This is a genomic window from Methylobacterium sp. CM6257 (assembly GCF_054611515.1).
On sequence record NZ_CM137735.1, the window covers coordinates 4,545,001 to 4,558,651 of the forward strand.

A 13,651-nucleotide genomic window follows, 5' to 3' on the forward strand; every position below is an offset into this window, starting at 1 on the left:
GCGCCCGACCGTGAGCGCGCCAAACTCGACGAAGTCGAGCCGTCCAGAATGTTCAGTCTCCAAGATGTTCACCTGACGCGCGTTGCGGATGTAGATGTCCGGCTTGTTCTGGACAGCCGGCCGCGTCACCGTCCAGATGCCTCGCCCAAGCTGCTGGTGATCCACGGTGCGCCTGTCGTCCGGGTAGTGGACATGGTCGTAGTCTACGGGCGAGAGCCGCATCAACAGGACGGGTCCGCCCAGGAAGGGTGCGGCGCGCTCGGCGTTGCCGAGGATGTCGGCGGCCGCGAGGGACTGCCCGTTTACCAGGAAGCGCTGCTCGGGACCGAACCGCTCCCAACCGAAGTCGCGGGCCTCCGCGGGCGCTCCCATCTGCGCCGGGTCGTCGGGAAAGTGCCGGATGCCCGGCTTGAACGCGCGCACGAAGAAGTCGGCGTAAGAGCGGTACTTGCGCGGCATAAATTCGCTCAGGTCGACGTGGTACTCGCGCACGAACGGCTCGATCTGCAGCCACGTCCAGGGTGCGTCCTGGTAGAGCGCGTAGAACCAGTCATAGGCCGGAGTGGATTGTAGCCATTGTACGAGCGAGCGCTCCGGCCGTGTCTCGTAGGTTGTGGGGTGGTCGGGCATGAACTCCTCGACCATCTGGCCCCTGTCCCGGTCCGACACCTTCACGGGCTTCGGATCGGCAGCCATCATCTCTCCTTCGCCCCGAGCCCCGCCACGGGCTGGCAGGCCCGCCCGTGCGAGCGTTCCGCTGACGCTCGAGGCCGAGATGCCAGGCGTTCGGCGCGCGCTCACCGCGATCAGCCGCGTGGTGGCCGGATGCCAAGAGCCCAGATGATGCCATAGGTCATCGCCGCCGAGGTCATTGACAGGCCGATCACGACGATGAAGCCGTGCGGGTTGTCGGCGAAGGGGAGCCCTTTCACGTTCATCCCGAAAAGCCCGGTGAGAAAGGTTGGCGGCAGGAACAGCGCGGAGAGGATCGAGAGCACGTAGAGCTGGCGGCTGCTCTCCTCCGCCACACGCGCGGCCACCTCGTCCTGCAGGAGCCGGGCCCGTTCCGCCAAGGCGTTCACGTCCCGATCGAGACCGTCGAGCCGCTGGGCCAGACGCGCGGCAAGGGCGACGGTCGGTCCTTGCAGGTGGCGGGCGTCGTCGTCCTCCAGCCGGTGGAATACCGCCGCGAGGCCAAGCAATTGCCGGTGGAGCCGCACCGCCGCTCTCCGGATCGGCCCGAGGCGACGGCGCTCGTCACGTACGCGCCCGTCGATGACGTGATCCTCGATGCCATCGAGTTCGTCCGCGAGGCGCTGCCCGGTCGCGGCCATGGACGCGACCACGTAGCCGACCATCGTCTCCAGCAGCAGCACCGGAGAGGGAATCGAACGGCCCTTCTCGGCGGTCGTGCGGGTCGCGTCCGGGCTCTCGACTGGCCCTCGGCGTCCGCTCACCAGCGTGCGGGGTCCCATGACGAAATGCAGCCGGCCCGCGACATCGGGCTTGGCCCCGGGGCGGGCGAGGTCGGCTACCACGCCGCCGACATGCTCGCCCTCGACGGTGACGCGCTGATGCTCGTCGGGCCGGAAGATCGCCTCGACGAGTGCGGGGGGGCCGATATGTCCGGCCTCCGCCAGGGCGCCGAGGTCGGCGACCTTGAGGTCGAAGTGCAGCCAGATGAAGCCGCTGCCGAATGCGCCGAACTCAGGAAGCGACTCGTCGCGCGCGAGTTGGCGGCCGCATCCCTTTTCGTCGAAGGTCATGGCCCAAAGCAGGCCTGGAAGGGGGCGGTCCGAAAAGGCGGCGGTCATGGTTTGGCTCAGGTCGGATTGGCGCCCAGTCCGGCAGCAAGGCTGTCAGGGAGAAGGCACTGGCGATGACGACGTTGCCGGTGAGAAGGAGAGCGACCCGGACCATCGAGCGCTTCCAAGCGATCGGGCTCTCTCAACGCCTGCGGCCAGGCTTCCGTTGCTGTTGTGGCAGCGCCTTTCGACGCGCGACTTGCAGAACGAGGCTCAGCTGATCGTCATGGATAGGTCACTGTCATGAACCCATAACCGGCCTACTCGCCCACGGACCGGGCGCAGATCCGCCTGACGGGCCACGACACCCTGACGGCGTGATGGCCCCTTGAGGCACACTTCCGGCTGAGTTCGATCATTCGGGGCCGACCAGACTTCCGGCAGGCAAGATCTTCCGAGAGATCGCGACGGCCGAAGCGGGCGGGAAGACAGCGTTCGCTGCGATGTTTCGACATCAACCTTTCGAGGCCTCATGGCGATCCGCCGGGGCCGGATGCAACGCCTCAACGACGATCAATGTATTCGCTCGACGTGCTGGCGCCGGCCACCCCTGAGGTTTTGGGTCATCCGAAGTGATCGCAGGAAGACCGAGGCAGAGCTCCCCGTTGAACCGGGTGGCGGTCTTCTCACGGCGAGTCACTGTTGCCAGCTCCCCCTCCAGCTGCTCGACGATGCGGCGAGCGGTGAAGATCCGCTAGCGCCAGAACCCGCTTGGCCTGCAGTGCCACCGGGATATCGATCATCCGGCCATCGACGGCGACCGCGCCGCTGCCGCTCGCGAGCGAACGCTCGAAGGCTTCCACAATCCGCCGCGCTCGCGCCACGTCCTCGGCCAATGGTGCCAGTGCCTCGTCCGCCATGGCAACCTGGCGCGGGTGGATGCACAGAATGCCGGTGTAGCCGAAGGCGCTCGCAGCGCACACCAGAGCCTTGAAGGCGGCCTCGTCGTCGATGATCCCCACCGACCCGGGAATGCCGAAGGCGGCGAGCCCGCGCCCCCGTGCCGCGATCGCCACGGCCTGGGCGGGCATGGCCATGGACTCGAATGTCGCCCGGGTGCCGATGGCCGAGGCGTAATCCTCGGAGCCGAAGCCCAGGGCGACCACGCGCGGCGTCGCGGCGGCGATCTCGTCGAGCGCGCGCATCGCTGCCGGATGCTCAATGACCGGGATGATTCCGATGCTGCGCTCCGGCAGGCCGGCCCCACGCTCCGCGGCCGCGAGCGCTCCGTCCGCGAACTGGCAGAAGCTCGCGCTCTCGACCTTGGGAAGAATGATGGCGCCGACGCCGGCGATCGCCGCCGCGCGGATGTCGTCCACGAGGCGATCGGGCTCGTTGTTCACCCGCACCACGACGGTGAGGTCGTGTGCGGCGAGGACCGCGACCGAGCCCGCAAGCTTGTCCCGCGCCGCGTCCTTGTTGGACGGCGCGATGGCGTCCTCGAGATCGAGAATGATCGCGCCGGCGCCGCGCTTGTGGGCGCCCGCCACCATCCGCTCGGCATCGGCCGGGATGAACAGAAAGGTTCCGACTTCGGTCCAGTTCACGTCACATCCTCCTCAGCCAGCCGACGCCGGGCCTCTGCATCGTAGCCGAGGCGCGCCAGGATCTCGTCGGTGTGCTGGCTCAGGTCCGGTGCTGGGGTGCGGATCGCGCCCGGTGTCAGCGACAGGCGCGGCGAGATGCCGTGCATCGGCAACACGCCGACGTCGCGATCCTCCATTTCGACGACGACCTCTCGCCCGACGACGTGGGGATCGTGGACGATCTGCGCAGCGTCGTAGACCGGGCCTACGGTCACCTCGGCCTTCTCGAAGAAGCCGAGCGCCTCGCCCAGGTCCATCGTGGCGATCACCCCCCCGACCACCCGGTCGATCTCCTCGGCGTGATCCAGGCGGTCGGAGTTGGTGCGGAAGCGCGGATCGTCGATCATGTCGGCGCGACCGATCGCGCGAAACAGCCGCTCGCACATGCCCTGCGTCGAGGCCGAGAGCGCCACCCAGGCCCCGTCCTTCGTCGGATAGATGTTGCGCGGCGCCGAGATCGAGGTGCGATTGCCGATGCGTGACGGCGCGCGGCCTGTCACGCGGGCGATGGCCACGTCCGGACCAAGCGTCGCGAAAAGCGGCTCGAGTAGCGAGACATCCACGACCTGGCCCTTGCCCGTGTCCGCCGCGACCCGCAGCGCGACCATCACGGCGTAGGCGCCCTGCAGGCCCGCCACCATGTCGGCGAGCGCCATGTTGGGCATGATCGGCGGCTTGTCGGCAAAGCCCGTCTTGGCAGCGAAGCCCGACATCGCCTCGACCAGGCTGCCGAAGCCCGGCCGGTGCCGGTAGGGGCCGGTCTGCCCCCAGCCCGAGACGCGCACGTAGACGAGGCGCGGATTGACGGCCAGGAGTTCGTCCGGCCCGAGGCCGAGACGCTCCATCACGCCGGGACGGAAGCTCTCGATCAGGACGTCGGCCTCCGCCGCGAGCCGGGTCAGCACTGCCCTGCCGGCCGGAACCTTGTAGTCGAGCGTGATGCTTTTCTTGTTGCGCGCGTAGACCTTCCAGTAGAGCGGCTGACCGCCGTCCTTCCAGTCGCGGAGCGTGTCACCGCGCTTGCGCTGCTCGACCTTCACGACCTCGGCGCCGAAATCGGCGAGCATCAGGCTCAGCATGTTGCCCGCGACCAGCCGGGAGAGATCGATCACCGTGAGGTCGCGCAGGGGCGGCGCGGCGGCGGAATCGTAGGCGCGCGGCGCGGCCGCCGGCGGATCGGTTCGAGACGACATGGCGAGCCTCCGGGGTGATCGGCAGGGTTGTGTGGCTCGGCGGGAAGGCGCGGACGCGTCCCGCGCGCCGCGGCCGCCGTGGATCAAGCCACTCCGTCGGCACGGCGCAAGGCATAGCCGAAGACGACGATGGACAGACCGAGATTGATCGTTGCGACGACGAGCATCGCGTACAGGAGCGGCACGAGCCCGAGCCGTTCGGCGATGTAGCCGCAGGCGACGGGCGTGATCGCCTGCCCGAGCAGCGGGAGCCGCGCGAGGCGGCCCATCACCGCCGCATATTCGCGCTGTCCGTAGAGCGCCAGCGGCAGCGTGCCCCGCACCACGGTGCGCATGCCGTTCCCGGCCCCGTAGAGCAGCATGGCGAGCCACGCCAGCGACGGGAGCGTCGCCAGCAGCAGCAGGCCGAGCCCGACGCTGGCGCCCGACAGGAGCAGGGACCAAGCGGGATGGGCGCGACGCCCGAAGGCGAGCTCGACGACGCGCACGCCCACCTGGGCCGGGCCGATCAGGCCCGTCAAAGCCACCGCGGTCGTGCTGGCGATGCCCATCGTCTGGAGCAGCTGAAGCAGCTGGACCGAGACAGCCGTCATGATCATCGCCGCCATCGTGAACGTCACGGCGAGGAGGCGCTCGGCCGGGAGTCGGGCCGCCTCCTGTGACCCGGCGCGCTCGTACGGCCGGGCCGGCTCCGAGCGCTCGTCCGGGGTCCGGCGCAGGGACGGGAGCGCCCAGGCGTAGAGCGGCGCCACCACCAGCGCACACAGCACCGCGTAGGTGAAGCAGGCCCCGCGCCATCCGACCTGATCGACCAGGAAGCTCGTCGCCGGCCAGCAGAGCGAGACGGCGAAGCCCGAGGAGATCGCGATCTGCGTCATGGCCCCGCGCGCGGCCGTCCCGTAGGCTTGGCCGATCGCCGCGAACAGGGGATCGTAGAGGCTCGCCGACATGCCGAGGCCGGCGATCACCCAGGCGAGCAGGAAGACCGACAGGGTCGGGGCGACCGCCATCAGCGCCAGGCCCGCCGCGACGATCACGGAGCCGACCACCAGCACCGGCCGCCCGCCGTGACGCCGGATCATGCGGCCCACGAAAGGCGCCGGCAGCCCGGACACGAAGATGGCGAGCGAGAGCGCGCCCACCACCATCGCCTGCGGCCAACCGGTGGACGCGACGATCGGGCCGGAGACGACCGCGACGAGGAAGAATGTGCCACCCCACAGGATGATCTGGGTCACGCCGAGGGCCGTGTTGCCGGCGAGGGTCGGGTGCGGCGGCTTCTCGGAAGGCTCGGCTCTGCGCACGGATGGGGCGCCGGACACGATGAGGGGATCTCCGCCTGTTCCAGGTTTGGGGCTGCCAGCGGCAAAGACCCGGTCCTCGCGAGAACCGCTTCGGTGGATCGGTCCGGCCACGGGGCCGTCTTAGCATCAACGGCGCGCCTCCGATGCGTTGGGGGCGTTCAGCGGCGAACATGCGGGTCCTCGGCGGCCGGCTCCAGCTCACGCGTCGTGGGCGGCTGCGGCGAGCTGCTTGAGATAGCGATCGACCTCGGTGTGGTCAGCCTGAGGGCCGAGCTGCGCCAGGGCGCGCCGGGCCAAGTCCACGACGGCATGCGCGAAGGGAGCGGGTCGCCCGAGATCGTCGGCCAGTTCGGTCGCGATGCCGATATCCTTCGTCATGAGCGCGAGGCCGAAGCCGGAATCGTACCGCTCGCTCAGGATGAACGGCTTGAGCTTGTTCTCCGTGGTGTTGTTGCGCCCGGTCGAGACGTTGAGGATGTCGGTCATCATCGCGGGATCGAGACCGAAGGTGGCGCCGATCTGCACCGCCTCGCAGGCGGCGATCAGCCCGGCCGCCGAGACGTAGTTGTTGAGCGCCTTCATGGCGTGCGCCGAACCGAGACCCCCGGTCCTGAAGACCGAGGATCCCATCGCCTCCAGGATGCCCTCCACGCGCCCGATCACGTCCGGATCGCCGCCGACCATGATCGCGAGGGTGCCCGCGACGGCCTTCTTGACGCCCCCGGAGACCGGCGCGTCGACGACGGCGATCCCCGTCGCCGCGAGATGCGCCCCTAGGTCCCGCGTCGCGAGCGGTGCGGACGAGCTCATCTCGATCAGGATCGAACCCGGTGCCATCGCCGCCCGCACCGGGTCGGGCCCGTCGAGCATGACCCGGCGGACGATGGTCCCATCCGGCAGCATCGTGATCACCGCGGCGGCGCCCGTCGCCGCGTCCGCGGCCGACCCGCAGGTCACCCCGCCCAGTTCCGCGAACCGCGCGCCGGCCTCCGGGGCGGGATCGAAGCCGCGCAGCGTGTATCCGGCGCCGATCAGCCGGGCCGCCATCGGCAGCCCCATCTTGCCGAGGCCGATCAAGGCCAGGGTCGCGGGGGGCGCGATCGGGGACGAGGCTTGGTCTGACACGGGCGTTCCTCCTGGACTTGGCATTCGGCCGGGCGGTCACGCCGCCGGGCGCATCGCCTCGAGGGCTCGGACGAGGTGCGGCCGGAACAGGTCCGGGTTCTCGCTCATGGAGAAATGCCCGAGCCCCGGCATCTCCTCGAAGACGCTGCCGGGCATCAGGGCCGCCAGAGCCGCGCCGTCGGCCACAGTCGCCGAGTAATCGTAGGTGCCCGTCAGCAGGCGCACCGGCAGGCGGCGCGCGTCGATCCGCGGCGCGACCTGCGTGCCGTCGAACTCGTCGCTGTAGAAGGCGAGATCGCCCGCGTAGATGCCCGGGCCGCCCTGGGCGTAGATCCAGGCGGCGCGTCGGCGCCAGCCCTCCGGGCTCGTCGGGCTCATCAGCCCGCGGACATAGGCGCTGTTGTGCAGGCCGCCCGAAACCGCAGCGTGGGCGAGAAACGGGTTGCTCCGTCCGGGCGAACGCAGCGGAGCCTCGAGGGCGATCACGCCCCGCAGCAAGTCCGGGCGTTCGGCCGCGACGGTCAGCGCCATCGCGGCGCCCATCGAGCAGCCCACGAGGATCGCGGGCTCGCCGACGACCGTCTCGAGGAAGGAAGAGACCCAGTCCGCGTAGCGGCGGCCATCGAGGCTGTAGGCGCCCCCATCCCAATCGAGCGGCGGCAGCGAGCGGCCGTGGAACGGACAATCGAAGGCGAGGAGCCGCCAGCTTTGCGCCAGGGCGACGTCGGACAGGATCGCCCCGAATTGCCGCGCGTCCGCGCCGGCGGTGTGGAGGAACACGACAGGCGGCCCGTCGCCCGCCGCTTCGAAGAAGACCTCGCCCGCCGTGTCGCCCGCCAGTCGAAGGCGAGCGTAGCGACCCACGATCTGGCCGGGATCGCGAAGGACCGGATCGGCTGCCTCCGGCACGACCGGCGGCCTCAGGACTTCGAACAGGCGCTCCAGGGCCGGACGCGCCTGTGCCACCGAGAGCGGATCCCCCGACACTTCCGCCTCGGGATTGGCGAGCTGCAGGGCGGTGAACGACTGATGCCGTGGCGGAGGCACTGCTGCGAGGACCCGCGTCCACACCGACGGGGAAGCGGCGACCGAGACGTCGGCGGTGGAGGCATCGGCCAGCACCCACCGGCACGATTCGTCCTGCGCGAACAGCAGATCGACGGCTTCATCCCCGCAGATCAGGCGTACCCGTGCGTCGAGGCCGCGGGAAGCCGCGCGGAGCTCGGCGTCGTCCAGCGCTCGCGGCAGGCGCGCCTGCATCGTGGAGCGGAAACCCTCGCCCATTGCAGCTCCTCGGTCAGGCGCTCAGCAAAGCACATTGTCTGATTGACAGACAAGAGGCGCGCTCCCAGGATCGCCGCGACGGATGACAGGAGGTCGTGATGGCGGAGAGTGAGCAGTTCGAGAAAGGTTTGGCGGTCCGGCGCGCCGTGCTCGGCGAGGCCTATGTCGACGGTGGCCTGGCCAAAGCCGACGACTTCATGATGGCCTTCCAACGCATCACCACCGAGTGGTGCTGGGGCTACGCGTGGACGCGCGAGGGGCTGGATCGGAAAACGCGCAGCATCATCAACCTCGCCATGCTCACGGCCCTCGGGAAACCCGCGGAACTCAAGCTCCACGTGAAGGGCGCCCTCGCCAACGGCGTGAGCGTCGAGGAGATCAAGGAGGTTCTCCTCCACGCCACCGTCTATTGCGGCATCCCTGCGGGCCTCGATGCGTTCAAGGCTGCTCACGAGGTGCTCAAGGCCGAAGGTGCCGTGAGCGGTGAGCCCGTCGGCCCCGCGCGCTAGGGCGCGCCGCACTCAGATCCCCAGATAAGCGGTCCGCACCTGCGGATCGCCGCGCAGGGCCTCTGCCGTCCCATCGAGCACGACGCGACCGGCCTCCAGCACATAGCCCCGGCCCGCGACCTCCAGCGCCAGGGCGGTGTTCTGCTCCACGAGCAGGATCGCCGTCCCGCCTCGGTGGATGCCGGTCAGCGCCCGGTGGAGTTCCTCGACCACGATCGGCGCGAGGCCGTGGCTCGGCTCGTCCAGGATCAGCAGGACGGGATCCAGCATCATTGCGCGGCCGAGGGCCACCATCTGCTGCTCGCCCCCCGACATGGAGCCGGCGCGCTGCGTGCGCCGCTCGGCGAGGCGCGGGAATAGCGCGTAGACTGCCTCCGCCCGTGCGCGCAGGCCCGCCTCCTTTCGCCGGCTGAACGCCCCGAGCCAGAGGTTTTCCTCGACGCTCATGTCGCCGAAGACGTGACGGCCCTCCGGCACGTGGGCGATACCGAGACCCGGCACCGCATGGGCGGGCCGCGTCATCAGATCCGCGCCGCGGTAGGTGATGGTCCCGCGCGTCCGGGGGACGAGGCGCGAGATCGCGCGCAGCAGCGTGCTCTTCCCCGCCGTGTTTGCGCCGATCACGCAGACGAACTCGCCGCGGTCGACGCGGAGCGAGACGCCGTGCAGCACGTCGGCCTCGCCGTAGCCGGCGTGGAGGTCACGGACCTCCAGGAGCCCGTCGGGCGGCTCAGCCGGCATAGGGGCGCCCCAGATAGGCGGTGACGACGTCCGGATGCCGGACGATCTCGGCGGGCGTGCCCGCCGCGAGAAGGCGGCCGAAGCTGAGCGCGACGATGCGGTCGCACAGGGCCATGATCGCCTTCATGTGGTGTTCGACCACGATCACGGTCAGACCATCCGCCCGCAAGCTCCGGATCAGCTCCATCATCTCGGCCATTTCAACGGCGTTGAGCGCCGCCATCACCTCATCGAGGAGCAGCAGGGTCGGCTCGGTGGCGAGTGCCCGCGCGACCTCGACGCGGGCCCGCTCCGGAAAGGACAGGTCGCCGGCCCGCTTGGTCGCGATGTCAGCAAGACCGACCCGGGCGAGGCAGTCGAGGGCCTGGGCGCGGGCTGCGCGCAGCGGCCGGTGCAGCAGCCCGCCGATGACCACGTTGTCGAGGACGTCGGTATCCATGAACAGCGCGACGTTCTGGAACGTCTTGGTGAGGCCTAAGCGGGCGATCCGGTGGGGCTTCAGCCCGACAAGGTCGCGTCCGCGCAGACGGATCGAGCCGGCGTCGGCGCGGTGCAGGCCGACGAGGGTCGAGAACAGCGTGGTCTTGCCCGCGCCGTTCGGCCCGATCAGGCCGAGGATTTCCCCCTGCCCCACCGTGAAGCTGACGTCTTGAAGCGCCTGGAGGCCGCCGAAGCGCTTGCCCACGCCACGGATCTCCAGGAGAGGCGCGCCGTCCCCGGCGACGGCGTGCGATTCCTCCGTTTGCGGCGCGCTCATCGCGGTACCCGTCCGGTCCGCCGGGCGATCCCGCGCAGGGCTACCAGGCCGTGCGGCTGGATCAGGATGACGGCGATCAGGATCAGGCCGTAGACGAGGTTCGACAGGCCCGCGACCTGCCCCGACAGCAGCGCGTTGGCGGCCTCCTCGAGCGCCACGATGAGCACGGCGCCGAGGATCGGACCGGAAGCCGTGCCGATTCCGCCGACGATCGCGATCAGCGCGATGCGGATCGAGATCGGGGCGGCGCCGAAGACCGCGTCCGGATCGAAGAAGAAGTTGAGCTGCGCGTAGAGCGTGCCGAGCATCGCCGTCAGGGCACCCGACACCATCGCGGCCTGGATCTTGACCCGCGCCGTGTCGACTCCGACGACCTCGGCGGCCTGGGCGTTCTCGCGCACCGCCCGGAGCCGGTAGCCGAAGGCCGAGCGGCGGATCCCGATGAAGATCGCCGTGACCGCGGTGAGGGCGGCGAGGTTGAGATAGTAGAACGGCAGCGTGGTCTTGAAGCTCAGCATCGCGAGGCTCGGCGGCGCGTAGGGCACGGAGATGCCGACCGGTCCGCCGGTCAGGCCCGACCACGCATTGGCCACGACGCGCATGACCTCGCCGAAGGCCAATGTCGCGAGCGCGAAGTAGTGGCCGCGCAGGCGCATGGTCGGCACGCTGATCAGGCCCGCCGCGAGCCCGCCGAGGGCTCCTCCGGCGAGCATCCCGAGCCACGGCGACAGGCCGGCGTGGATCAGGAGCAACGTCGACGTGTAGGCGCCGATGCCGAAGAAGGCCGCGTGGCCGAGGGAGATCTGGTTGGCCAGCCCGCCGACAATGTTCCAGCTCTGGCTCATCGCGCCGAACAGGTAGACGAGGGCGACGACGCGGACCGCGTAGCCTTCAGCGTCGAGGCCGAGCGGAAGAAGCAGGGCCAGCGCCAGCGCGGCGGCCGGCAGCAGCAGGGGGCCGAGGGCGGGGCGGAGGCCGTCGCCAATGGCCGGCACGGATGGCGCGTCCGCTCTCACCGCGCGTTCCCCAGAAGACCTTCGGGCCTGAACGCCAGGACAGCGATGAAGACGACGAAGAGCACGAGGTTCTGCAGCTGAATCGGGAAGACGAGGCCCGACAGCGACTGGATGACCCCGACCGCGACGCCGCCTACGACGGCGCCGGCCACGCTCCCTAGGCCGCCCAGCACCACCACCGTGAACATCAGCACTACGAACTGGCTGCCGACGGTGGGGTAGACGGTCAGGTAGGGCAGGATCACCGCGCCGCCGAAGGCGGACAGGCCGACGCCGAGGCCGAAGGCCAGACAGCGCATGCGGTCGACGTCGATGCCCGCGAGGCGGGCGGCCATCGGGTCCTGGGCGGTCGCCCGCATGGCGCGTCCGAACCAGCTCGCCCGCAGGAACCACCAGAGCCCGAGCCCGCTCGCCGCCGACATCGCGAAGGCGGCGAGATAGGGCACGCTCACGAAGAACGGACCGAGGCGCAGCGCGGCGGTCTGGTAGGGGGTGGTCACTGAGCGGAAATCCGAGCCGAAGGCCAGAAGCGCGGCGTTCTCCAGGGCGATGAGCAGGCCGACCGTCAGGAAGATCTGCGCCACCTCCGGCGCCCGCATCACGCGCCGGACCAGCCAGTGCTGGACCGCGAGACCGAGGAGGAAGACGAGCCCGAAGGCGAGGAACGCGCCGATCAGCGGATCGAGGCCGAGCTTGGCCCAGGCGAACCAGGCGATGAACATGCCGAGCATCAGGAACTCGGCCTGCGCGAAGTTGACGATGCCCATGACCCCGAAGACCAGGGTCAGGCCGATCGAGATCACCGCGTAGACGCCGCCGATCAGCAATCCGTCGAGGATCGCTTGGAGGAAGGCCACCGCGCTCACGCCTTCCAGGTCGGCTCAGCCTTGGCGAAGCGCTCCGGCCAGACCGTGACGAGTTCCTTGCCGCGCCACTGCACCATCAGCGGCTCTGCGAGCGCGTTGAGCCCGGCCGCGTCGAACTGAACCGCGCCGCCGGTCATCGCCTTCGTCCATCCCCCGTCGAACCGGGTGCCGTGCAGCGCCTCGCGCACCGCCGCGGGATCGGCCTTGCCGGCCTTCTCCAGCGCCTGGGCCAGGACGTCGAGGCACACGGCGTGCTCCAGCGCCTCGTGCACCATGAAGTAGCCGAAGCGCTTGCGGAACGCCTCGGTGAGGCCGGGATCCTGATCGTAATTCGACGGGCTGATCGAGAGAATGCCCTCCGCGTAGGCGCCGAGCCCCTTCTCGAAATCCGGGATCACGTAGCCGGCCGCGCCGCCGATCGCCGGCATGGTCAGGCCCTGCTGGCGCATCACGCGGATGATCTGCAGGCTGTCGTTGAGATAGGAGACCGGGAACACCGCCTGGGCGCCGGAGGCGCGGAGCTTGTTGATGAGCGGGGTCACGTCGGTGATGCCGAGCGGGTAGGCCTCGTCCATCACGACCTGCACGCCGGCCTTCTTGGCCGCCTGGCGCAGGCCGGTCGCCTGCGAGGTGCCGTAGGCCGTGTCCTCGTACAGGATGGCGACCTGCGACAGGGCGCTCCCCGCGGTCTTGGCGATGGCAAGCGTCCCGTCGAACTGGGCCGCGCCCAGGACCGAGGCCTTCGCGACGACTTGGAACACGTTCTTGAAGCCGCGCTCGGTGATCTGATCCGAGAACGACATCGTCAGCAGTGGGAGATCCCGCCGCTCCGTCACCTCCGAGATCGCGAGCGTGAGGGAGGACGCGAACGCCCCCAGGATCGCAACGACGCGGTTCTGGGTAATCATCCGCTGGGCTACGCTGGCGGCCTGGGTCGGGGTCGATGTGGCGTCGGCGATGATCAGCTCGATCCGGGCACCGCCCAGGGCTTTGATGCCGCCGGCCGCGTTGATCTGGTCGGCCACCAGCGTGATGCCGTTGCGCGAGTTGATCCCGAACTGCGCGTTCGCGCCCGAAAGTGGCAGGACGACCCCGACAGTGACCGCCGGCGCCGCGTAAGCGCGGCCGAGCAGGGCGGGAGCGGCGATGGCCGCTCCGATCAGACCGACCGCGCGGCGGCGATCAAGTCCGCATTCCAGGACGGCGGTTGGCGTGTCGGCCATGGATCTCGACCTCCAGCGCGGCCCCTCGCGAAGCGGGGTCCGTCATTCGTTAGGGCAAACTGTCAGCCGCCCGCTGGGACGTCAATCGACATTCAGATAAACAGATTGTCTGATGACAGTAGATTTCCGGGTCGAAATGTGATCGGCTGACTTTGGGGCGGCGAACCGGCCCTAACGGGAGGATTTGGCGGAGCTCTGCCATCGCGGATTGACAGACGGGCGCCGGCCCGGAGAGCTGATGT

Annotated in this window: 13 protein-coding genes (1 of these 13 cut by a window edge); 1 reads left to right on the top strand and 12 read right to left on the bottom strand. The window is 69.7% G+C overall.

What is annotated here, in order from left to right; all coding sequences use genetic code 11:
* From ACYCO6_RS22075 to ACYCO6_RS22105, 7 genes are all read right to left on the bottom strand, one after another.
* Positions 1-645, bottom strand: the 5' portion of a protein-coding gene (locus ACYCO6_RS22075) for a phosphatidylserine decarboxylase (protein ID WP_459763292.1). It extends 318 nt beyond the left edge of the window; the window shows 645 of its 963 coding nt (coding positions 1-645); its start codon is at positions 643-645; its stop codon lies off the left edge, out of view.
* Between the two features lie 161 nt (positions 646-806).
* Positions 807-1,814: a transporter gene (locus ACYCO6_RS22080; RefSeq protein ID WP_459763294.1), complete on the bottom strand. Its 1,008-nt coding sequence runs from the start codon at positions 1,812-1,814 to the stop codon at positions 807-809.
* Between the two features lie 617 nt (positions 1,815-2,431).
* Positions 2,432-3,352 (bottom strand): HpcH/HpaI aldolase/citrate lyase family protein, encoded by a 921-nt coding sequence (locus ACYCO6_RS22085; RefSeq protein WP_459763296.1) that lies wholly within the window; start codon positions 3,350-3,352, stop codon positions 2,432-2,434.
* Positions 3,349-4,584 (bottom strand): CaiB/BaiF CoA transferase family protein, encoded by a 1,236-nt coding sequence (locus ACYCO6_RS22090; RefSeq protein WP_459763298.1) that lies wholly within the window; start codon positions 4,582-4,584, stop codon positions 3,349-3,351. Before ACYCO6_RS22090 ends, ACYCO6_RS22085 begins: the two co-directional genes overlap by 4 nt.
* An 83-nt stretch (positions 4,585-4,667) precedes the next feature.
* Positions 4,668-5,906, bottom strand: coding sequence for an MFS transporter (locus ACYCO6_RS22095; RefSeq protein WP_459763300.1), 1,239 nt, complete (start codon positions 5,904-5,906; stop codon positions 4,668-4,670).
* A gap of 180 nt (positions 5,907-6,086) precedes the next feature.
* Complete coding sequence (locus tag ACYCO6_RS22100; RefSeq protein WP_459763302.1) at positions 6,087-7,013, bottom strand: NAD(P)-dependent oxidoreductase; 927 nt, start codon at positions 7,011-7,013, stop codon at positions 6,087-6,089.
* 36 nt (positions 7,014-7,049) lie between these two features.
* Positions 7,050-8,297 (bottom strand): alpha/beta fold hydrolase, encoded by a 1,248-nt coding sequence (locus ACYCO6_RS22105; protein ID WP_459763304.1) that lies wholly within the window; start codon positions 8,295-8,297, stop codon positions 7,050-7,052.
* Between the two features lie 98 nt (positions 8,298-8,395).
* On the opposite strand from ACYCO6_RS22105, the gene ACYCO6_RS22110 reads away from it, so the two are divergent.
* Positions 8,396-8,806 (top strand): carboxymuconolactone decarboxylase family protein, encoded by a 411-nt coding sequence (locus ACYCO6_RS22110; protein WP_459763306.1) that lies wholly within the window; start codon positions 8,396-8,398, stop codon positions 8,804-8,806.
* A gap of 12 nt (positions 8,807-8,818) precedes the next feature.
* Here the strand turns inward: ACYCO6_RS22110 and ACYCO6_RS22115 are convergent, their stop codons facing one another.
* From ACYCO6_RS22115 to ACYCO6_RS22135, 5 genes are read right to left on the bottom strand one after another with little or no spacing between them, the layout of a single operon-like run.
* Positions 8,819-9,547 (bottom strand): ABC transporter ATP-binding protein, encoded by a 729-nt coding sequence (locus ACYCO6_RS22115; RefSeq protein WP_459763308.1) that lies wholly within the window; start codon positions 9,545-9,547, stop codon positions 8,819-8,821.
* Positions 9,537-10,304, bottom strand: coding sequence for an ABC transporter ATP-binding protein (locus ACYCO6_RS22120; protein ID WP_459763310.1), 768 nt, complete (start codon positions 10,302-10,304; stop codon positions 9,537-9,539). Before ACYCO6_RS22120 ends, ACYCO6_RS22115 begins: the two co-directional genes overlap by 11 nt.
* Entirely contained in the window at positions 10,301-11,299 is a 999-nt protein-coding gene (locus ACYCO6_RS22125) for a branched-chain amino acid ABC transporter permease (protein ID WP_459763312.1), read from the bottom strand. The genes ACYCO6_RS22120 and ACYCO6_RS22125 overlap by 4 nt, the downstream gene beginning before the upstream one ends.
* A gap of 17 nt (positions 11,300-11,316) precedes the next feature.
* On the bottom strand, positions 11,317-12,186 hold the full coding sequence (locus tag ACYCO6_RS22130; RefSeq protein WP_459763314.1) for a branched-chain amino acid ABC transporter permease: 870 nt from the start codon (positions 12,184-12,186) through the stop codon (positions 11,317-11,319).
* A complete protein-coding gene (locus tag ACYCO6_RS22135) occupies positions 12,183-13,409 on the bottom strand; it encodes an ABC transporter substrate-binding protein (RefSeq protein ID WP_459763316.1) in 1,227 nt (408 codons plus the stop codon). Before ACYCO6_RS22135 ends, ACYCO6_RS22130 begins: the two co-directional genes overlap by 4 nt.
* Between the last annotated feature and the right edge of the window lie 242 nt (positions 13,410-13,651).

Excerpts from the sequence above, each read along its gene's own strand:
- ACYCO6_RS22080 (WP_459763294.1), bottom strand. The coding sequence starts at position 1,814 with ATGACCGCCGCCTTTTCGGACCGCCCCCTTCCAGGCCTGCTTTGGGCC.
- ACYCO6_RS22090 (WP_459763298.1), bottom strand. The coding sequence starts at position 4,584 with ATGTCGTCTCGAACCGATCCGCCGGCGGCCGCGCCGCGCGCCTACGAT.
- ACYCO6_RS22105 (WP_459763304.1), bottom strand. The coding sequence starts at position 8,297 with ATGGGCGAGGGTTTCCGCTCCACGATGCAGGCGCGCCTGCCGCGAGCG.
- ACYCO6_RS22110 (WP_459763306.1), top strand. The coding sequence starts at position 8,396 with ATGGCGGAGAGTGAGCAGTTCGAGAAAGGTTTGGCGGTCCGGCGCGCC.
- ACYCO6_RS22115 (WP_459763308.1), bottom strand. The coding sequence starts at position 9,547 with ATGCCGGCTGAGCCGCCCGACGGGCTCCTGGAGGTCCGTGACCTCCAC.
- ACYCO6_RS22120 (WP_459763310.1), bottom strand. The coding sequence starts at position 10,304 with ATGAGCGCGCCGCAAACGGAGGAATCGCACGCCGTCGCCGGGGACGGC.
- ACYCO6_RS22135 (WP_459763316.1), bottom strand. The coding sequence starts at position 13,409 with ATGGCCGACACGCCAACCGCCGTCCTGGAATGCGGACTTGATCGCCGC.